We start from the raw sequence: 20,024 nt of genomic DNA on the forward strand, positions 1-20,024 counted from the left end.
GCCGGTAGTGCGGTTGGGTGCCGATGACTGCCTTTACGCAGCTGAAACAGGCTGACGGCACCCTGGTCGAATTCTCCCCAGCACCATCGGCTCCGGCCAAGCGCCCTTCTCGCTGGTCGCCGGCCAACTGGCCGGTCAACCGGAAAGTCCTCGCCATCGTCGTCGTGCCGTTGATCCTGGCCGCGACGTTCGGAGGCTTGCGCATCTATGCCAGTGCCAGCGCCGCCGGAGATCTCCGGTTGGCCGCTGACCGGGCCGAATTGATTCCCGGCATCGACAGCTACATGGCTGCCATGGAGGGCGTCCTCATCGCAGCTACCGAAGGTGGCGATGGGCAGGCCGCGATGTCTACGTTCAATGAGCGGAAATCGGACCTGCAGCAACGCCTGGACGCGACTGATGCAGCTGAAGATGTGGATCAGGCGGTGAGCGGCCTGCTCAGCAAGGGGCCGGAACTGGTCGACGCGGTGATGTCAAACTCGATCGACCTGCGCCAGCGCATCCTCAACTACGGCCCGCTGCTGCTGACCGGGGAAGCTGCCATCACCGGTTCGGTGCACAGCAACCAGCAGTCGCTCCAGGCCCAGGTCGAGGCGCTGGCCCGGGCGGTCGGCGCCCGCGGGCAGATGGCCATTCAGCAGATGCTGGTCACCGCCGGCGGTGCAGAGCCGGAGCCGCTGCTGCGCACCTCGATGATCACGATGGCCGGTACCGAACCTTCCACGGTCGCGGCACTGACCAAGGTGCTGGGCGGTGGCTCCCAGGAGGCGGCCACCCTGCGCGCCGAGATGGTCAAGCGGATGGCGATGATGTCCAACCCCGGGGTTCCGCTGGTCGGTAACCCGGACATGCTGGCCTCGTTGCAGACCACCGACAAGATCGCCGGGCAGATCATCGAGAACACCACCGCGGCGATTCCCGCTGCGGTCGAGGCTCAGGCCAACGATGCCCGCAACGATGCGATCCGCGACGCGATCCTGGTTGCGACCGCGATCATCAGCGCCATCGTCATCGTGTTGTTGGTGGCCCGCTCGCTGGTGCGCCCGCTGCGGACGCTTCGGGACAGCGCGCTGCGGGTGGCCCACCAGGATCTGGCCAAGGAGATCGAACGGGTCCGCGCCGGCGGCGAGTTGGTCCCGGTGACCCCGATCCCGGTGCAGACCACCGAAGAGGTCGGCCAGGTGGCCCATGCCGTCGACGAGCTGCACGAGCAGGCGGTGTTCCTCGCCGGTGAACAGGCTCAGCTGCAGTTGCAGGTCTCGGACATGTTCGAGACGTTGTCGCGGCGTAGCCGTTCCTTGGTCGACCAGCAGTTGTCGCTCATCGATCAGCTGGAGCGCAACGAGGACGACCCTCAACGGCTGGAGAGTCTGTTCCGGCTTGACCACCTCGCGGCCCGCATGCGCCGGAACGGGGCCAACCTGTTGGTGCTGTCCGGGTCCAAGCTGGCTCGAGAGCACAGCCGGCCGGTGCAGCTGGCGACGGTCGTCAACGCCGCAGCTTCGGAAGTCGAGGACTACACTCGCGTGGTCACTGCGTCGGTCGCCGACGTCGAGATCACCGGTTCCGCAGCCGGCGACCTGATCCACCTGCTGGCCGAGCTGCTCGACAATGCGCTGCGCTACTCACCGCCGATCTCGCAGGTGCGGGTGTCGGCCGTGCATGCGGCCAAGGGCGCGTTGGTGATCGAGGTCAGCGATGTCGGCCTGGGCATGACCGAGGCCGACCTGCGGGTCGCCAACACCCGTCTGCAGTCGGGCGGCGAGGTCAACCCTTACACCGCGCGTCACATGGGTCTGTACGTGGTCGGGCGTCTGGCCACCCAGCACGGTCTGGTGGTACGGCTGCGCAGCACGGTCGCCGAGGAACCGAGCTCGGGTACCACGGCAGGGGTCTACATCCCGGCCACGCTGCTGGCCCGCGACGGTGGCGACGCCGTCGACGACCTTCCCTATGGCATGCCCGTCGACGCCCATGCCGGGATCGCCACGGCGCTGTCGTTGGACGCCGATCCCGCCGATGGTTCGGAGTTCGGGCTTGCCGACTCCAACGTCAACGGCGCCGAGGTTCCGTTCGACCTGCTGCCTCAGCGCAGTCCGGGAGCCAGCGGTATCTCGGAGCTGCCGGGCACGCTCGCCCCACAACCGGAGCCGGCCGCTGAGGAGCCGGTCGAGGAGCCTGCGGACGAGCCGGTCAGTGAGTGGCCGCAGCAGTGGCCGGTGCACACCGAAGAGAGCGCGGCCTTGGCCAAGGGCGAAGCCAAGGGTGAACTCGGGGGAGCGGCCGACACCGCGGCGGACGCAGCGGACGACACTGCGGCCGACGACGACGCGGAGTCGGGACGTCTGTCACCCACCAACACCTCGTCGTTCTTCGCATCCCGCGGGCAGGCCGCCACCAACGGCGTAAACGGTGCTGACGGCCTCAACGGCCTCAACGGTGCCAGCGGCGTCAACGGCCTGAACGGTCTCAACGGGCTGAACGGTGTGCACGCACCGGCTCATGATCCCGGCGAGGAACCGGAAGAACCGCTGGAATCCGCCCCGGTCCAGGCCGAAAGCCCGGACGTCCAGGGCGACTCGATCTATCAGTCGATGATCTCGGAATTCGACATCGATCCGACGACCCACGTGCGCAGTGCCGACCTGGACTGGAAGACGGTCTGGGAGAAGGGCTGGTCGGTGGCCGCCGCGGCGCAGGATGCGCCCGTCGAGCAGCACACCGAGGAAGGCCTGCCCATGCGTACGCCGGGTGCCCGACTGGTGCCGGGCGGCGTTGCAGCGGTGGCCGCGGCCGTCGGCGAGTCCAACGGGCGTCACCGCAACGGTGGAGTACACCGTAACGACGACGGCTCAGAGACGGTAGCATCGGCAGACGAACCTGACAGCGGCATGTTCGCGGCGTTCAAACCGCGTGATCCTGAGGCTGTCCGCGCGAGCACCAGCAACCTTTTCGGAGGCGTGCACGCCGGACGATCGCATGCCCGTGAGACCAGAGGAACCGATAACGAATGACGCGTCCGACACAACGCGACTCCCTGGACTGGCTCGTGTCCAAGTTCGCCCGCGAGGTATCCGGGGTGTCCCATGCGGTGTTGGTTTCGGCCGACGGACTGCTGATGGCTGCCAGCGAACAGATGCCGATCGAGCGGGCCGACCAGCTCGCCGCGGTCTCCTCCGGTCTGGCCAGCCTGGCCACCGGAGCGTCGCAATTGTTCAACGGCGGCCACGTGATGCAGTCGGTGGTCGAGATGGAGAACGGCTACCTGCTGCTGATGCGGGTGGGTGACGGCTCCAACCTGGCCACGCTGACCGCCCCGTCGTGTGACATCGGGCAAGTCGGCTACGAGATGGCCATTCTGGTCGAGCGAGTCGGCGCGGTGGTGCAGTCGTCGCGCCGTACGCCGCAGCCGTCTTGAGTCCCCGACCCCTTCTGCCTATCGCGAGGTGCCTGTGGACGAACCGGAAACCACCGATCGACCGAGTTTGGTGCGGCCGTACACCCTGACGGCCGGCCGCACCGACTCGCGTGTGCATCTTCCGCTGGAAGCGCCGGTGCAAAAAACCGACACGACGCGCGAACCGCGCTGGACTGGGCACGATGTGCGCGCACAGATCGTAGAGTTGTGCACCGGCAGTCCTTCGGTTGCCGAGATTGCCGCTCATTTATCTCTCCCGCTCGGCGTGGCGCGCGTGCTGATCGGGGACTTGGTGACGCAGGGTTATCTCCGGGTGGAAGCCACCCTTGATGACTCGGCTAGCTTCGACGAACGCCGCGAATTGATTGGAAGGACCCTGCGTGGCCTACGAGCACTCTGAACCCCGCTCGGCCTCCGGCGGCGGCTCCCCCCGAGGTGGGGCCGTCTCGACGAAGATCGTCATTTCCGGCGGGTTCGGGGCAGGGAAGACGACCTTCGTGGGCGCGGTCTCCGAGATCATGCCGCTGCGTACAGAAGCGTTGGTCACCAACGTGTCCGAGGGTGTCGACGCCCTGGACGGCACCCCGGACAAGCGCACCACGACGGTCGCCATGGACTTCGGCCGGATCACGCTCGACGAGGAGCTGGTGCTGTACCTGTTCGGCACCCCCGGGCAGCGACGGTTCTGGTTCATGTGGGACGACCTGGTGCGCGGTGCGATCGGTGCGATCATCCTGGTCGACGTCCGTCGCCTGCAGGACAGCTTCGCCGCGGTCGACTTCTTCGAGGCCCGCAAGCTGCCGTTCATCGTCGCGGTGAACGAGTTCGACGACGCGCCAAAGCATCCCACCCAAGCGGTGCGCAAGGCCCTGGCACTGCCGGAGCACATCCCGGTGGTCGCCGTGGATGCCCGCGACCGCAACTCGGCCAAGGCTGCGCTGATCGCGGTCACCGAATACTCGTTGAGCACGCTTTCTGCGTTGCCCGGCTGAGGCGTGGTAGCTGACGAAACCGCCTGGGCGGACAGGGAATTCACAGGTGTGGATTTCCGTGCCGAGGAATATGACGGAGTTCTGAGCCGGTTGAGCACCGAGCGTGTGGTGTTCACCGAGTGCGATTTCAGCGGCGTCGACCTGTCCGAGTCTCAGCATTCGGGCTCGGCGTTCCGCAACTGTACGTTCCGCCGCGCCACGCTGTGGCACAGCACGTTCACCAACTGCAGCCTGCTGGGTTCGGTGTTCACCGAGTGCCGGCTACGGCCCATCAAAATCGTGGAGTCGGATCTGACGCTGGCCGTGCTGGGCGGCTGCGATCTGAGGGGCGTCGACCTCTCGGACTGCCGGCTACGCGAAGCCAGTCTGGTTGGGGTTGACCTGCGCAAGGCGGTGCTGAGGCAGGCGGACCTGACCGGGGCCCGGGTGCAGGACGCCAAGCTCGACGAGGCCGATCTGCGCGGCGCCCGCGTCGACCCCACGTTCTGGACCACCGCGAAAGTGCGCGGTGCCAAGATCGACATCGCCCAGGCGCTGGCCTATTCGGCCGCACATGGCCTCGACGTCCACGGCGGGTAACTTCTTCGGCCGAACAGACGCAAAACTGCGCATTTCCACTGGAAAATGGGCAGTTTTGCGTCTGCTCGCGGAGGGGACTCAGCCGGAGAACTCAGGCGGCCTTGAGTCGGATCCGCCAGCGAACGAACCCGGTGTAGACGATGCAGATCAATACGAGGATGCCGATGTTGATCAGCCACACCGACGGCGTGTGCTTCCAGTGCGAGTCGGCGGGCAGCAGCGGTGGCGGCACCAGGCGGGTCAGGTCGACGGTCGATGCCGAGGCGGCAAAGCCCCAGCGCGCCGGGGTGATCCAGGACAACTGATCCAGCACAACCCGGTCGGTCACCGGGATCATGCCGCCGGAGAACACCAGCTGACTCATCACGGTCACCACCAGCAGCGGCATGATCTGCTCGGCTGAGCGGGCCAGTGCCGAAAGCGCGAGCCCGACCATCGCCGACGCCACACACGTCATCGAGATGTCGATGAACAATTCGAGGTTGCGGCCGCCGAGGAAGGCGCCCCGGTCGACTGCGCCCGGGCCCCAGCCCTTGCCGAGGATCGTGATCACCGTGACGATGGCGGACTGGATCACCGCGAAGACCGCGAACACTGCGATCTTGGCCATCAGGTACGCAGTGGTCGACAGACCGACGGCCTGCTCACGCCGGAAGATTGCCTGCTCACCGATCAGAGCGCGGATGGTCAGCGCGGTGCCCATGAAGATCGCGCCGACGTTGAGCATCACCAGGATCTGGCCCGGTTCGTTGGGAGCCTCGCCGCCTTGGACGGCCGGCACCGGCAGACCGAACCCGACATCACCTGGCACCGACAACGACAGCACACCCATGATGAACGGCAGCATCAACAGGAATGCGGTGTAGCCACGATCGGACACGATCAGCCGGACTTGTCGGCGGGCGATCGTGGAGAGCTGGCGGAAGAGGCTGGTGTGCGTCGGCTCGCCGAGGCTCTCCGGTTTCTCCGCGGGCGGTTTCGGGGGTGGGGGGCCGTGCTTGGCGAGATAACGCTGCTTGGCTCCTTCAGGGTCACCGGCGACCGTGCTGAAGATGTCGGCCCAGTTGGTGGTGCCGAGTTCGTCGCCGATCTCGTCAGGTGGCCCGCAGAATGCGGTCTTCCCTCCGGGCGCCAGCAGCAGCACCTGATCGCACACGTCGAGATACGTCAGCGAGTGGGTGATGACGAGTACGACGCGGCCGGCGTCGGCGAGCTGGCGCAGCATCGTCATGACCTGGCGGTCCAATGCCGGGTCCAGACCCGAGGTCGGTTCGTCGAGGATCAGCAGTGACGGGCCGGTCAGCAGTTCCAGTGCCACCGAGGCACGTTTGCGCTGTCCGCCGGACAGCTTTTCGACCCGCGTGTCGAGATGCTTGGTCATCTCGAGTTCTTCGAGCACCTGCATGACGACCTGTTCGCGGTCGGCTTTGGTGGTGTCCGGCGGCAGCCGCAGCTCGGCGGCGTACATGAGTGCCTGCCGGACGGTGAGCTGACCGTGCACGACATCGTCCTGCGGCACCATGCCGATGCGGGATCGCAGCGAGGCGTACTCGGAGTGGACGTCGTGGCCCTCGAACGTGACCGTGCCGCTGGTCGGATGGGTCAGGCCGGCGACCTGGCGGGCGAACGTCGACTTGCCCGCACCCGACGGGCCGATGACGGCGGTCAGCATGCCGGGGCGCGCGTCGAGCGAGATGTTCTCGAGCAGTGTCTTGTTGCCCTCGATCGTCCAGGTCAGGGCACGCACCTCGAGCCCCCCGGTGCGGGTGTCGGCCTCGGTCTCGCTGCGGCGCACCAGGGTGCCGCCGGAGAACGTCAGGTCGACGTTGCCGATGGTGACCACGTCGCCGTCGTGCAGAACAGCGGAGTCCACCCGCGCGCCGTTGACGAAGGTGCCGTTGATGCTGCGCTCATCGCGGATCGCGGTGCCGCCGGTCATCGGGATCAACGTGGCGTGATGCCGTGAGGCGAGCACATCGGGGATGACGATGTCGTTGTCGGTCTCGCGGCCGATCTTCACCGCACCGGCCGGCGCCGGGCTGGTGCGCCCGGGCCGCAGGATCTTGAGCATGCTGGTGGCGATGTTGCCGCCGGGCTCACTGCTACCGCGGCTCGAGGTGGCCGTCGGCCCCATCGCCGTGGGCGGCGCGGCCGGGCTCGAGTTGCGAACCGGTTGGGGCTGATAGGCCTGTGGACCGCTGGGGTGGCCGGTCTGGGGGCCACTCGGATAGCCGGATTGCGGTCCGCTCGGGTATCCGCCCTGCGGGCCGCTGGGATACCCGGTGGGCGGGGTCGGGTAGCGCGGTTGTGGGCCGGAGGAGTAGCCGGGGCGCTGCGCCGCCGGCGGTTGTCCGTACTGCTGCCGGCCGGGGGCGGCGGCCTGGGTGGGCCAGGCGCCACTGGGCCGGTTCGCGAGCGGTACCGCCGCGGTCGGGGTGCGGCCGACGGACCCCTCCTGGACGCGGCCGACCTCGAACGTCAGCTGCGGGCCGTCCGGGTTGCCGATGTTGACGACCTGGCCGTCATGGATGTCGATCGTGGGCACCCGGCGGCCGTTGGCGTACATGCCGTTGAGGCTGCCGTTGTCGATCGCGATCCATCGACCTTGGTCGAAGCGCAGCACCACGTGGGCACGCGATATCAGCGGGTGGGCGATGCGGACGTCGGCGCGGAGGTCGCGGCCGATGACGACATCGTTGCCCGGGGCGAAGGTACGGGTCGATCCGTCGTAACGAACGGTCAGCGCAGGGCTCATCGTGCTCAACTCTATCGGTAGTTTTCACCGGGGCTGGGCCGTTGCGGGGGTGTCGCGTCGTGTGACGATGACACGCATGGTTTCTGAAGGGGCGCAGAAGGTGGCCGGCCGGGTGCTCGGCGTGCTGCGGCGGGCGGGCACGGTGCTGGCCGGGGCAGCGGCGGTGTGGTTGGTGTGGGCCGTGGTGCTGGGTGCCTGGGCACGGCTGGTGGCGCCGCGCAGTACAGGTGAAAGCGCCTGGTACGTATTCAACCTGCACCGGTGGGGCGCCGCCCTGCCGAACCGGATGGCGCTGGCCGTGACGGTGATCGCGGTGGTGCTGATCGCGGCGATGGTCTACAGCGTGTGGCGTGGACGCACCGACCGCGACCTGGCGGCCACCCCGGCCGGCGCGGCGGGTGTGGCGGCCGTGCTGGTCATCGCCTACGTCAGCCAGGGCATCCCGGCGTTCTACCACCGGGTGATGGACAGTGCCCCGGTCACCACGGCGTTGCCTCTCGGTACGGCGGCGTGGTGGTTGTGTCTGGCCGGCGCGGCGGCGACCTTCCTGGCCGCGCGGGCCTTCCCTCGCCTGGAGCGCGGCTCGGTGAAGTTGCTGGCTGTCGGCGCAGCGATCGCAATTGTGGTTGCCGCGGTGGTGACCGTGGGTGCGTTGCGCGCCGGTGACGACGCACGCTTCGTCGACGCGACGACGGCGGCAGCTACCGATGTGCCCGGGGTGCCCACCGCGTTGGGGAAGCGGACGTTCACGGTGTCAGTGCCTGACGCCTTCGCCGAGCGAGACGTGTCGGTATATGACATCGATTCTGCCGGTGCCGGTTTCGCGGTCTATCAGAAGGGCCGCATCACGGCCTATGGCACCGACGGCAAGGAGCGCTGGCACTACGCGCGCACGGGACCCGGAGACGTGGGCGTCAACGGGATGCGGGTCGTTGACAGTGGCGCCACGGTGTTGGCGTTCATCGATGGTGGCCTGGTCGGTCTGGATGCGACCACTGGGGAGCAGCTTTGGACCAGTGGGGATGCGGACTTGCACGACGCGGCACGGGGACGTTTTCGTTTGGCGACCGGTCCGTTCATCGTGGGATGGAACGACGAGCGCGTCTGGACCCGATACGACGGGCGGACCGGCCACGCATTGTGGAGTGTGCCCGCACCACATCCCGGTTGCGGCATTGTCGAACCCGTCGTGGCCGCGTCCGGTGTGGTGTCCACGGTTCAATGTGAGGACGGCAAGGTCTGGTTGAGTGTGCTCGATCCCGAGACCGGGGAAATCGGTTGGGACACAGTCCTGTCGGAGGAAAAAATCGACCCGGCGGTGCCGATCGAACAGCGCTACCTCAAGCTGGGGGCCAGGCCGGCCAACGGCATCGGAGTCTTCATTTCCCTGCTGGGATCCGGTGCGCCCGACTCAGCCCTGTATGCCGACATCGTTCATCGCACTGTCACCGCGTTGCCGGCAGACGGACGATTCGCCGAATCATATGGTCCCAGCGATGATTTCGTGGTGTGGTATCTCGATGATCGGACCACCCGGCTGACCCTGTTCGGGCCTGACGGGCATCAACGGTGCCAGGTTCCCGACGGCGTCGAGCCGGTTCGGACGACCGTGCCGAGCCAGCGAGTTGATCAACCTGCCTACGTCGCGTTCCCTGACAGCCTGGTTCTCGCCGACCGTGGTGCCCGGGGCGCCACGGGCTCACTGCGCACCTTCGATGCGAAGACGTGCGCTCAGACCGCCACGGTGCCAGCCGAATCGGTGGAGGGCCTGGTGCCGGCCCCGGGTGCGGTGTTGGTGTTGCGGCGCGACGGGCAGACGCTGCAGATCGATGGCTACACCGCCTAGGTCGGCGTATTGGCCAGCGCGGGTACGGCTTCTTCGGGGTAGCGGTCCTGGGCGTCCCAGACGTCCCAGGTCTGCACGGCCCAGAACACCGCGAAAAGCACGATGAGGATGAGTTCGACGGTGATCACGCCGAAGTGCCATCCGAGAATCAGCAGCACCACGCCGGCCACGACGGTGACGAGCATGAGCGCGGCGATGGTCGCGTAGAACCGGGCCAGGTGCCGGCGCACGGCGGCCCGCGCGTAGCACGCGTGGTAGACCGCCACGAGGGTGATGGCCAGGAACATCGCCACCGCGGCGATCACGTGTGCGTGTTGGGCGAACCAGTCCCACAACATCAGCGGGGCGCCGGCGATGGCGATGGCCAACAGTGCTGTCGGAAGCCATTTTTCGACCCGCAGCAGCGCGGTGGCGATGGTCTTCCACGGCGTGGCGGCCTCGGCGCAGGATGGTTCGGACGCCACGGGTGGTTGCTGCGGGCGGCGCCAGCGGCCCAGTGCCAGGTACATCCCGGTGCCGACGGCGACAGCGACGAATAATGCGGCGACGTTGTTGGCGACGCCACCGAACGGGTCGGTGACCGTGGGGAGCCATGGCCGGCACAGGTCGTCGGGACCGGTGGGAACCAGGGCCACGATGAAAGCCATGAACCCGGAGTAGTTCAGCAGCGCGTCCTCACCGATCCGGCTGCCCTTGTAAGCGATCAGGCAGATGCCGATCGCGCACAGGGAGGCCAGAAACACCGCGTGGGTGCGGGTGTAGAAGAACGCGCTGATCGACCCCTGCGGGCAACTGTGCGTCCACGTCAACGCCAATGAGGTCAACAGGAAAACCACCAGCGCGACCAGGCCGACCCGCACGTAGCGGTAGGTCACCATGGTGTCGCTGGTGAAATCGGTGCTCACTTCACGAGTGTGTCCGGAGCTCCTGTCACCACGCAATGGGTGTGGCTGTAGATGGTCGGCATGCACTCGTTGCAGTGCGTGCACAGCGATTTCACGGAACCTTTTTCGCTCTCGGCTTTGATCCGGTTGAGCAGGTCCGGCTCGGCGAGCAGCGCGCGGCCCATCGCGACGAAGTCGAAGCCGGCCGCCATCGCCCGGTCCATGGTCTCGCGGTTGGTGATGCCGCCCAGCAGGATGATGGGCATGGTCAGCTCGGCGCGGAACTTCTCGGCGTCGCGCATCAGATACGCCTCGTGGTACGGGTATTCGCGGAAGAACTTGTTGCCGCTCATCCGGATGCCCCAGCTGATCGGGGGTTTGAAGTTCGCGGCGAACTCCTTGACCGGCGCGCCGCCGCGGAACAGGTACATCGGGTTGACCAGCGAGCTGCCCGCGGTGAGCTCGATGGCGTCCAGGCCGCCGTCTTCCTCGAGCCACTTCGCCGTCTGCAGCGACTCATCGATCGGGATGCCGCCGCGGATGCCGTCGCTCATGTTGAGCTTGGCGATGACGGCGATCTTCTTGCCGCCGTGCTTGTCGACGGCGTCGCGCACCGCGCGCACCACACCGCGGGCCACCTTCGCCCGGTTCTCCAGTGAACCGCCGAACTCGTCGGTGCGCCGGTTGATCAGCGGGGACAGGAACGAGCTGGCCAGGTAGTTGTGGCCGAGGTGCACCTCGACGGCATCGAATCCCGAGTCGATCGCCAGCCGTGCGGCATTGGCGTGGGCTTCGGTGACGTCGCGGATGTCGTCGATGGTGGCCTTCTTGGCGAACCGCATCGACAGCGGGTTGAAGAATCGCACCGGCGCCAGCGCCTTGGCCTTGTTGGTGCGCGAATTGGCCACCGGCCCGGCGTGGCCGATCTGGGCACTGATGGCCGCACCCTCGGCGTGGATGGTCTCGGTGAGCTTGGTCAACCCGGGTACCGCTTCCGGCCGCATCCAGATCTGCCAACCGTCGGTGCGGCCGCCGGGGGACACGGCGCAGTAGGCGACGGTGGTCATGCCGACTCCGCCGGCCGCGGGCAGCCGGTGGTAGTTGATCAAATCCTCGGTGACCAGCGCATTGGGCGTGGACGCTTCGAAGGTGGCGGCCTTGATGATGCGATTGCGCAGCGTCACCGGACCGAGCTTGGCCTCACTGAAAACATCAGTGAACACATTGGGCTGGGTGTTCATATGCTGAGCCTGCCACGCGGCTGACACAATGGCACCCGTGGGTGCGATTGTGTTGGACGGTAAGGCCACGCGCGACGAGATCTTCGTCGACCTCAAGCAGCGCGTAGCGAAGTTGACCGAAGCGGGCCGGACGCCCGGGCTCGGAACGGTGCTGGTCGGTGACGACCCCGGCTCGCAGGCCTATGTGCGCGGCAAGCATGCCGACTGCGCCAAGGTCGGGATCAACTCGATCCGGCGTGACCTGCCCGCCGACATCACGCAGGCCCAGCTTGACGAGACGATCGACGAGCTCAACGCCAACCCGGACTGCACGGGCTACATCGTGCAGCTGCCGCTGCCCAAGCAGCTGGACGAGAACGCCGCGCTGGAGCGCATCGACCCGGCCAAGGACGCCGACGGTCTGCATCCCACGAACCTCGGTCGGCTGGTGCTCGGCAAGGAAGCGTCGCTTCCTTGTACCCCCCGCGGCATCGTGCACCTGTTGCGTCGGTTCGAGGTGCCGATCGCCGGGGCCCACGTGGTGGTGATCGGGCGCGGGGTGACGGTCGGCCGGCCGATGGGCCTGTTGCTCACCCGACGCTCGGAGAACGCCACGGTGACGCTGTGCCACACCGGCACCCGGGATCTGCCTGCTCTGACTCGGCAGGCCGACATCATCATCGCCGCGGTCGGTGTGCCGCACATGGTGACCGCCGACATGGTCAAGCCCGGGGCGGCCGTCGTCGACGTCGGTGTGAGCCGGGTGGACGGCAAGCTCACCGGTGACGTTGCGCCCGACGTCTGGGATGTGGCCGGGCACGTGTCGCCCAACCCGGGCGGGGTCGGTCCTCTGACGCGGGCGTTCCTGCTGACCAACGTCGTCGAGCTCGAAGAGTCGAAACTGGCGTGACAGTGAACGAGTTCGTCCGCAAGGTGTTCGCCGGCCAGTGGCCGATCCTGGTGGTCGGGCTGATCTTCATCGCGGCGTTCGCCTTGGTGGTGGCGGGCTACTGGCGCCGCGGCGCGCTGGTCATCGGGATCGGCGTGGGCGCTGCGGCAGCGCTGCGGCTGGCCCTGACCGATGACCGGGCCGGGCTTCTGGTGGTGCGTTCGAGGACCATCGACTTCACGACCACCGCGACGGTGAGTGCCATCGTGCTCTACATCGCCTGGACCATCGACCCGTTGGGCACGTCGTAGTTTTCCCGCCGAGTGGCCAGTTATTGCACGGAAATTGGGAAAACCCGTGTAATAACTGGCCTTTCGGCTCGGGGTGCAATTCGGGGGAGGGGGCTGCCCGGCTACCCGAATATTCACAGTAAATGCTCAGTGGGCAATATTGCTCAGTGGGCAATATTTAGTTAGTGTGGTGGCATGGCACCGGGACTGCGGGAACGCAAGAAGCTCGACACTCGACGGGCGCTGAGCGATGCCGCGCTGACTCTGGCGTTCGAGCGTGGACTGGAGAACGTCACCCGCGAGGACATCGCCAACCTGGCCGGGGTCTCGCTGCGCACCTTCACGAACTATTTCGCCGGCAAGTACGACGCGCTGGCGTACCGGCAGCAGGAGCGCATGCGCTCCAGTATCGACCTGCTGCGCTCGCGCCCGGCCGGCGAACCGCTGTGGACCGCGATCGCCGAATCGGTGATTAATCCGGTGGACGCCGACATGTCCGACGTCTATGGTGTGGAGAACGCGCTGCCGACCCGCCAGCAGCTGGCCGAGGTCCGAAAACTGTTGATGATCCCGGAGATTCGCGATGCCACTTTCCGGGGGATGTCCGACGAGTGGGTGACGGCGATCGCCGAGCGGACCGGCACCGACCCGGAACGTGACATGTATCCCCGATTGGTGGCCGCCGTGGTGCGAGCGGTCGGCGATGTCGCGATGGATCAGTACGGGATCGCCGATCCGCCAGTGTCTTTCACGTCACTACTGCGCAAAGCGTTCGCGGCGGTGGCCGCAGGCCTGCCTGAACCATCACCCAGCCAATCACCACCGCCGATTTCTACCTGAGGGTTGTCGCGGCGGCCGATCACTAGCCCTGGCGTAGGAACCGGCGCACATAGGGCACCAAACACGTAAGGAGAAACCCATGACCAAGACAGACGTCGTAATCTCCGGAGCCGGGCCCAATGGCCTGCTGGTGGCCGGGGAGTTGGCGCTGGCCGGGGTGCGGCCGGTGGTGCTCGAGCAGCTGGCCGAGCCGAGCCCCGAGCTGAAGGCCAACGGCATTGTCGGGCAGGCAAATCGCGTGCTCGACCTGCGAGGCCTGTATCGGGCGCTCAGTGGATCGGACGAGGCGCCGGAGCCGATGGGCGGCTACATCTTCGCAGGCATGCAGGTGCCGTTCGTCGACGTCGTCGAGAACCCCATGTACGGCATGCTGATTCAACAGCCCAAGGTGGTGCGCCAGTTGGTGGACTGGGTGCAGAGCCTCGGGGTCGAGATCCGTTGGGGGCATGAGCTCGTCGATCTCCAGCAGGAACCCGATGGCGTCACCGTGGAGGTCGCCGCACCCGCGGGCAACTATCGATTGTCGACCACCTACCTCGTCGGCGCCGACGGGGGCCGTAGTCCGGTCAGGAAGCTGACCGGCATCGAGTTTCCCGGGCTGACCTCCGAGGTGATCGCGCGGGTAGCCCACGTCACCGTGCCCGACGAATTGCGCGACGGTTACGGTGCGCTGAATCTCCCGGGTGTGGGGCAGGTCCCTTTCGGGCACAATCGATTCGACGGCGGGGTCCTCATCTATGCCGAATTCCAGCCGGGGCGCTCGATGGTGGGGACCATCGAGTACGGTTCAATCCTTCCTGACGATGCGCCGGAGCTGACGATCGAGGAGCTGCGTGCGAGTGTCGAACGGGTGGTCGGGGCCGACCTGCCGATCCAACGGCCGAACTGGCCTGGGCCGCATGCCCTGCGCCGGATCAATGGCCAGAACACCCGTCAGGCTGCGCAGTACCGCGCGGGCAATGTCTTCCTGGTGGGCGATGCCGCACATGTCCACTCGGCCATGGGCGGTCCCGGCCTGAACCTGGGACTGCAGGATGCCATGAACCTGGGCTGGAAACTGGCCGCCACAGTGCAGGGGCGGGCACCCGAGGATCTGCTGGACAGCTATCACAGCGAACGTTGGCCGGCGGGGCAACGGGTGATGATGCAATCCATGGCGCAGGCCGCCTTGATGGCTGCCGGGCCTGAAGTCACTGCACTACGAACCCTTTTCGGCGAACTCCTGGCGACGCCGGATGGCTCCGCGCACATCGCCGGGGTGTTGGCCGGCTCCGATGTTCGTTACGACGTCGGTGACGAGCATCGGCTGTCCGGGTATTTCGTCCCCGATTTTGTCCTGGACGACGGTCGCCGGATTGCCGAGCTGCTGCAGACGGGAAGGCCGTTGTTGCTCGACTTGTCTGGCGGCGACTGCGCGGACGCGATTGGGGGCTGGGGAGACCGGCTCGACATCCAAGTGGCGACATTGGCCGGACCGCCCGCCGCAGCGATGCTGATTCGGCCAGACGGCTATGTCGCCTGGGCCGCAGACGAATTCGCCGAGAGCGACCAAGACCGACTGCGCGGTGCGCTGCAGCGCTGGTTCGGCGCCTCGGCCGGCGAGAAACTCAGCGCCTGAGGGCGCGGCGCAGGAGGCCGGGGCGGCGGGCGAGCTTCGGTCCGAGCAGGAGGGTGAATACCGTGGTCGCCAACAGCGGCCGCAGGTGTGGACGCAGGCGTCGGATCTGGCCGTCGCCATCGAGGTCGAATACGAGCGCATCGGTGATGGTGACGCCTGCGATCCTACCTTCGCTGACCGCCACGCGCGTCGGGCCTTCGCCGATCGTCTCCTGCCAATCGAGCTCTCGCAGACCGCCGTATACCGCAGTGAGCAGCGCGCGGAGATCGTCGTGTCCGCGGAACACCATCTGGCCGGACAACGGGGAGACGAGTTCTGCGTCCGGGGCCAATGCGGTCATCAGTCGGTCGATGTCGTTGGCGCGGGTGGCCTCGCAGAACACGGTGATCGAGTCTGTCTTCGTCGTCATCGCCACATCCTTGAGTCGCTTGCGAATTACAACCCACCCTAATCCCGGTCCATTGCAATTCGCAATGGACTACGGTTGAAGTGTGCCCAAACAGTCCTTCGGCGATATCGCGTGCTCGATTGCGCGGGCCGTCGACGTCGTCGGGCAGCGCTGGACCCCGTTGATCCTGCGAGACCTGTTCGCGGGGTTGGTTCGGTTCGAGGACATCCGCCGTGACCTCGGTATCGCGTCGAACATCTTGGCTGTGCGTCTCGACGACCTCGAAGGCCACGGGGTCGTGGAACGGAGGCAGTACCAGAGCGCGCCACCGCGGTACGAGTACCTGCTCACCGAGAAAGGTCGTGACCTCTACCCGGTGATCGCGACGATGCTGGCGTGGGGGGACAGGTGGCAGGCCGGGCCGGACGGGCCGCCGGCCCTACTTGTCCACAACGAATGTGGCTGCGTCACGACGGCGAAGACGGTGTGCGCGCAGTGCGGTGGAGAACTCCGTGCCGACACGGCGACCGCCACGGGCGGCCCGGGCGCGCGGCCCGGGCCGGGTACGGCCGTCATCGGCGAGTTCCTCGCGGGCGCCTGACCGGCCTCAGGCGATGTTCGCGCGGATTCCGACCGTGACGTAGGGCAGGGCCAGGCCCGATGAATGGGCTAGCGCCGGGTGAGTCGTCAACAGTTCCCGGACCTGCTCCAGTGTCCGGGTGCGCACCTTCTCCGGCGAGGTGATGCAGTAGCTGCGCGAGGCCACCAGATCGATGAGTGCCTGGGGCGTCAGGTAACTCGTCCACTCCACCTGGTGGCGTTCGACTCTGGAGAACGGCTCGGCCAGTGTCACCTCATTGGTGAACGGATCGTGTTCGGGCCCGATGATGCGGCCCAGATCCTTGACCCAGCCCGACCGCTCGTCGCGGGTGTTCCACACCAGGCCCAACCGGCCGCCTGGGCGCAGCACCCGGCTGACCTCTTTCACGGCCAGTTCGGGGTCGAACCAGTGCCAGGCCTGGGCCACCAGCACCGCGTCGACGCTGTCGTCGGCCAGGGGGATCTCCTCGGCGGTGCCCAGCAGTGCAGGGGTGTCCGGCAATGAGTTCGACAGCAGCTCAAGCATTTCCGGGATGGGGTCGACGGCAATGACGTCCAGTCCGCGCTCGACGAGCCGGGTGGTCAGCTTGCCGGTACCTGCGCCCAGGTCCAGCACATCGTGGGCGCCGTCGGGGAGCAGCCAGTCGATCGTCTCCGGTGGATACGACGGCCTGCCGCGTTCGTAGGCTGCGGCCTCTGAGCCGAAGGACAGGGAACGCGCTTTGGGCGAGCTCACCGCTGTGCCAGCTCCAGCGTGCGGCGGACCAACTTGCCCACCACTTCCGTCTCGACCAGGAAGCCGTCGTGGCCGTAGGCCGAGTCGACGACGTCGAGGCCGTTGCAGCCGGGCAGCAACTCGGCCAGTTCCTGTTGCAGCCGGATGGGGTAGAGGCGGTCGGAGGTGATCCCGCCGACAATGACGGGCACCGGACAATTGCCCAGCGCACTGGCCACCCCGCCGCGACCGCGGCCCACATCGTGGGTGGACAGCGCATCCGAGAGGGTCACATAGGTGCCCGGGTCGAATCGGCGGGCCAGTTTGCCGCCCTGGTACTCCAGGTAGCTCTGCACCCCGTAACGCCCGCCGGTGGTCGGGTCCTCGTCGCCCTGGGCGTCGTTGCCGAAGCGGTCGTCGAGTTCCTCTTCACCGCGATAGGTCAGGTGCGCGAAGCGGCGGGCGATCTCCATGCCGGCCAGCGGCGCCCGCCCGGTGTCGTAGTAGTCACCGCCCTGCCAGTCCGGATCGGCCTTGATCGCGGCCACCTGTGTGCTCTGGGTGCCGATCTGATCGGCGGTGGCGCGGGCGCCGACGGCCAGGACGAGACCGGATCGGACCTCGTCGGGGTGTGCGACGAGCCATTCCAGGGCCCGGGCTCCGCCCATCGACCCACCGACCACCGCGGCCACCTCGGTGATGCCGAAGGCGGCCAGCGCGGCGCGGTCGGCTTCGACCTGGTCGCGGATCGTGATCTGGGGAAACCGTGAGCCCCAAGGCTTTCCGTCGGGGCCCGGCGAGCCGGGGCCGGTGGAGCCCTGGCAGCCGCCGAGCACATTGGTCGAGATCGCGCACCACTGGTCGGTGTCGATCGGGGCGCCCGGTCCGGCCACCCCGTCCCACCAGCCCGCGGTGGGATGGCCGTCGCCGGCCGGTCCCGTGACGTGGGAGTCGCCGGTCAGCGCGTGCAGCACCATCACCACGTTGTCGCGTGCGGGGGACAGTTCGCCCCATCGCTGCACGGCGATCGACACGTCAGGCAGGACGGTGCCGTTCTCGAGCGTCAGTGCACCGATGTGCACCACGCCGATCTCGCCTTCGGCAGGCAACGGGAGGGTGGACACGGCCGGTTCTTCGGTGATCGTCATGCCGGTCTTCTCTCGCCGTCCTACACCGTCGCCGCAGTCTGCGCGACGCCGCTGAACGGACGGGCGGCGGCGAATCCCTGCTCCAGGTCGGCCAGGATGTCGTCGATGCCCTCGATCCCGACGGCCAACCGCACCAGACCGGGCGTGACGCCGGTGGACAGCTGTTCCTCAGGGGAGAGCTGTGCGTGGGTGGTCGAGGCGGGGTGGATCACCAGGGAGCGCACGTCACCGATGTTGGCGACGTGGCTGTGCAGCGTCAGCGCGTTGACGAACGCCTTGCCCGCTTCGACACCGCCGGCCAACTCGAACGCGAGCACTGCGCCGGTGCCCTTCGGGGCGAGCTTCTGGCCCAGGTCGTACCAGGGGGAGGTGGGGAGTCCGGCGTAGTTCACCGACGTCACGCCGGAGTGCCCGGCCAGATACTCGGCGACCTTCTGTGCATTGGCCACGTGGCGTTCAACACGCAGTGACAGCGTTTCCAATCCCTGCGCGATCAAAAAGGCGTTAAACGGCGCAAGAGCCGACCCTAAATCGCGCAGCAGCTGCACCCGGGCCTTCAATGCGTAGGCGGGTGCGCCCAGCTCGGCGAAGATCACGCCGTGATAGCTCGGGTCCGGTGTGGTGAAGCCGGGGAAGTTGCCGTTGGTCCAGTCGAAGTTGCCGCTGTCGACGATCACCCCTGCGATCGCCGAACCGTGGCCACCCAGGTACTTGGTCGCCGAGTGCACCACGATGTCGGCGCCGAGCGCGATGGGCTGGATCAGATACGGGGTGGCGATCGTGTTGTCGACGATCAGCGGGACACCGTTCTCGTGCGCCACGGCGGACACGTTCGGGATGTCGAGCACATCTATTTGGGGGTTGGAGATCGTCTCGGCGAAAAAGGCCTTGGTGTTCGGCCGCACGGCCGCCCGCCAGCTGTCCAGGCTGTCGGGATCTTCGACGAAGCTGACCTCGATGCCCAGCTTGGGCAGCGTGTAGTGGAACAGGTTGTACGTGCCGCCGTACAGGCGCGGGCTGGACACGATGTGGTCACCGGCGCCGGCGAGGTTGAGGATCGCGAACGTCTCGGCGGCCTGGCCCGAGGACAGCAGCAGCGCGGCGACGCCGCCTTCGAGTGCGGCGATGCGCTGCTCGACGACGTCTGTGGTCGGGTTCATGATCCGGGTGTAGATGTTGCCCGGCTCGGCCAGCCCGAACAGGGCGGCGGCGTGGTCGGTGTCGCGGAACGTGTACGACGTGGTCTGGTAGATCGGCAGGGCCCTGGCGTTGGTGGCGCTGTCCGGGGTCTGGCCGGCGTGGACCTGCTTGGTCTCGAATGACCAGGTTTCGGGGGTTGTCATGGCTTGGTGTCTCCTCCGGGTGAGGGGATGAGGAAGGTATGGGTGTGATCGGCTACCGGACGTCTCGCTCGTCGACGATGACGACAAGCGAACATCGACAGTTCACGGACACATACACATGGTTGGCCTCCATCAGGTTTCCCTGTCTGTCTGGGGGCCCGTACCTTCGGACCCGCGCTTGCCTTGCAGCCGCGAACGGCTGCTCAACCTGGTCATCACCCGGGGCACCCCACCGCGGTTGGAGGGTTGCCGGCCAGCAAGCCGGGGCTTGATGCTGACACTCATGACCGGCCTGCAGCTTATCGCAACGCGCTGAGGCGGTGCCAGTCGGTTGTTCGGGGTGTTTGCCCGTTCTGTGCGGGCGGGACTGAATCCCGTTCGGTTCGGCGGGTGCATGGAGGTGTTGGACGCCCGAACGTAAGCCAAAGTTACTGGTCAGTAATGAAAGCTGCTCCTTCGCGGCCGTCCGCGCCCTTGTAGTCTGGCCCGCGATACAGAG

Annotated in this window: 18 protein-coding genes and 1 riboswitch; of the genes, 11 read left to right on the forward strand and 7 right to left on the reverse strand. The window is 67.0% G+C overall.

Going from position 1 to position 20,024, the window contains the following annotated elements; genetic code table 11:
• The first annotated feature begins 23 nt into the window (after positions 1-23).
• The 5 genes from HBE63_RS02615 to HBE63_RS02635 are packed head-to-tail and all read left to right on the forward strand — an operon-like array spanning position 24 to position 4,989.
• A complete protein-coding gene (locus HBE63_RS02615; RefSeq protein ID WP_166903015.1) occupies positions 24-3,014 on the forward strand; it encodes a sensor histidine kinase in 2,991 nt (996 codons plus the stop codon).
• A complete protein-coding gene (locus tag HBE63_RS02620; RefSeq protein WP_166903017.1) occupies positions 3,011-3,418 on the forward strand; it encodes a roadblock/LC7 domain-containing protein in 408 nt (135 codons plus the stop codon). Before HBE63_RS02615 ends, HBE63_RS02620 begins: the two co-directional genes overlap by 4 nt.
• A gap of 34 nt (positions 3,419-3,452) precedes the next feature.
• Complete coding sequence (locus HBE63_RS02625; RefSeq protein WP_166903019.1) at positions 3,453-3,818, forward strand: DUF742 domain-containing protein; 366 nt, start codon at positions 3,453-3,455, stop codon at positions 3,816-3,818.
• Positions 3,799-4,410, forward strand: coding sequence for an ATP/GTP-binding protein (locus HBE63_RS02630; protein ID WP_371814906.1), 612 nt, complete (start codon positions 3,799-3,801; stop codon positions 4,408-4,410). The genes HBE63_RS02625 and HBE63_RS02630 overlap by 20 nt, the downstream gene beginning before the upstream one ends.
• A 3-nt stretch (positions 4,411-4,413) precedes the next feature.
• On the forward strand, positions 4,414-4,989 hold the full coding sequence (locus HBE63_RS02635) for a pentapeptide repeat-containing protein (RefSeq protein WP_166903021.1): 576 nt from the start codon (positions 4,414-4,416) through the stop codon (positions 4,987-4,989).
• Between the two features lie 91 nt (positions 4,990-5,080).
• Here the strand turns inward: HBE63_RS02635 and HBE63_RS02640 are convergent, their stop codons facing one another.
• Entirely contained in the window at positions 5,081-7,744 is a 2,664-nt protein-coding gene (locus HBE63_RS02640) for an FHA domain-containing protein (protein ID WP_166903023.1), read from the reverse strand.
• Positions 7,745-7,820: 76 nt separating this feature from the next.
• Between HBE63_RS02640 and HBE63_RS02645 the strand changes: the two genes are divergently transcribed.
• Entirely contained in the window at positions 7,821-9,590 is a 1,770-nt protein-coding gene (locus tag HBE63_RS02645; protein WP_166903025.1) for a PQQ-binding-like beta-propeller repeat protein, read from the forward strand.
• Here HBE63_RS02645 and HBE63_RS02650 read toward each other — a convergent pair.
• The gene (locus HBE63_RS02650) at positions 9,587-10,468 is read right to left on the reverse strand and encodes a diphosphate--fructose-6-phosphate 1-phosphotransferase (protein ID WP_166909293.1); all 882 of its coding nucleotides are present in this window, start codon (positions 10,466-10,468) and stop codon (positions 9,587-9,589) included. The two genes, HBE63_RS02645 and HBE63_RS02650, sit on opposite strands and share 4 nt — an antisense overlap.
• 23 nt (positions 10,469-10,491) lie before the next feature.
• Positions 10,492-11,715: an NADH:flavin oxidoreductase gene (locus HBE63_RS02655; RefSeq protein ID WP_166903027.1), complete on the reverse strand. Its 1,224-nt coding sequence runs from the start codon at positions 11,713-11,715 to the stop codon at positions 10,492-10,494.
• A gap of 37 nt (positions 11,716-11,752) precedes the next feature.
• On the opposite strand from HBE63_RS02655, the gene HBE63_RS02660 reads away from it, so the two are divergent.
• The 4 genes from HBE63_RS02660 (at position 11,753) to HBE63_RS02675 (ending at position 15,331) form a co-directional block, all read left to right on the forward strand.
• Positions 11,753-12,604 carry a bifunctional methylenetetrahydrofolate dehydrogenase/methenyltetrahydrofolate cyclohydrolase gene (locus HBE63_RS02660; protein ID WP_166903029.1) on the forward strand — a complete coding sequence of 284 codons (852 nt, stop codon included), beginning with the start codon at positions 11,753-11,755 and terminating at the stop codon, positions 12,602-12,604.
• Positions 12,601-12,894, forward strand: a complete 294-nt coding sequence (locus HBE63_RS02665) for a DUF3017 domain-containing protein (protein WP_055109665.1) — start codon at positions 12,601-12,603, stop codon at positions 12,892-12,894. Before HBE63_RS02660 ends, HBE63_RS02665 begins: the two co-directional genes overlap by 4 nt.
• A 174-nt stretch (positions 12,895-13,068) precedes the next feature.
• On the forward strand, positions 13,069-13,713 hold the full coding sequence (locus HBE63_RS02670) for a TetR/AcrR family transcriptional regulator (RefSeq protein WP_166903031.1): 645 nt from the start codon (positions 13,069-13,071) through the stop codon (positions 13,711-13,713).
• 79 nt (positions 13,714-13,792) lie between these two features.
• Positions 13,793-15,331 carry an FAD-dependent monooxygenase gene (locus HBE63_RS02675; protein ID WP_166903033.1) on the forward strand — a complete coding sequence of 513 codons (1,539 nt, stop codon included), beginning with the start codon at positions 13,793-13,795 and terminating at the stop codon, positions 15,329-15,331.
• On the opposite strand, the gene HBE63_RS02680 is transcribed toward HBE63_RS02675, so the two are convergent.
• Positions 15,321-15,740 carry a nuclear transport factor 2 family protein gene (locus HBE63_RS02680; RefSeq protein ID WP_166903035.1) on the reverse strand — a complete coding sequence of 140 codons (420 nt, stop codon included), beginning with the start codon at positions 15,738-15,740 and terminating at the stop codon, positions 15,321-15,323. The two genes, HBE63_RS02675 and HBE63_RS02680, sit on opposite strands and share 11 nt — an antisense overlap.
• Positions 15,741-15,822: 82 nt before the next feature.
• On the opposite strand from HBE63_RS02680, the gene HBE63_RS02685 reads away from it, so the two are divergent.
• Positions 15,823-16,320 carry a helix-turn-helix domain-containing protein gene (locus tag HBE63_RS02685; RefSeq protein WP_166903037.1) on the forward strand — a complete coding sequence of 166 codons (498 nt, stop codon included), beginning with the start codon at positions 15,823-15,825 and terminating at the stop codon, positions 16,318-16,320.
• Positions 16,321-16,326: 6 nt separating this feature from the next.
• Here the strand turns inward: HBE63_RS02685 and HBE63_RS02690 are convergent, their stop codons facing one another.
• Genes HBE63_RS02690 through HBE63_RS02700 form a run of 3 tightly spaced genes read right to left on the reverse strand, consistent with a single transcriptional unit; the run spans position 16,327 to position 19,525 of the window.
• Positions 16,327-17,055, reverse strand: coding sequence for a class I SAM-dependent methyltransferase (locus HBE63_RS02690; RefSeq protein ID WP_166903039.1), 729 nt, complete (start codon positions 17,053-17,055; stop codon positions 16,327-16,329).
• On the reverse strand, positions 17,052-18,182 hold the full coding sequence (locus HBE63_RS02695; RefSeq protein WP_166903041.1) for a homoserine O-acetyltransferase: 1,131 nt from the start codon (positions 18,180-18,182) through the stop codon (positions 17,052-17,054). Before HBE63_RS02695 ends, HBE63_RS02690 begins: the two co-directional genes overlap by 4 nt.
• A 20-nt stretch (positions 18,183-18,202) precedes the next feature.
• The gene (locus HBE63_RS02700) at positions 18,203-19,525 is read right to left on the reverse strand and encodes a bifunctional o-acetylhomoserine/o-acetylserine sulfhydrylase (RefSeq protein ID WP_166903043.1); all 1,323 of its coding nucleotides are present in this window, start codon (positions 19,523-19,525) and stop codon (positions 18,203-18,205) included.
• A 169-nt stretch (positions 19,526-19,694) separates the two neighbouring features.
• Positions 19,695-19,814: riboswitch (SAM riboswitch) on the reverse strand.
• Between the last annotated feature and the right edge of the window lie 210 nt (positions 19,815-20,024).

This window comes from Mycobacterium sp. DL440, from assembly GCF_011745145.1.
Taxonomy (GTDB): Bacteria; Actinomycetota; Actinomycetes; order Mycobacteriales; family Mycobacteriaceae; genus Mycobacterium.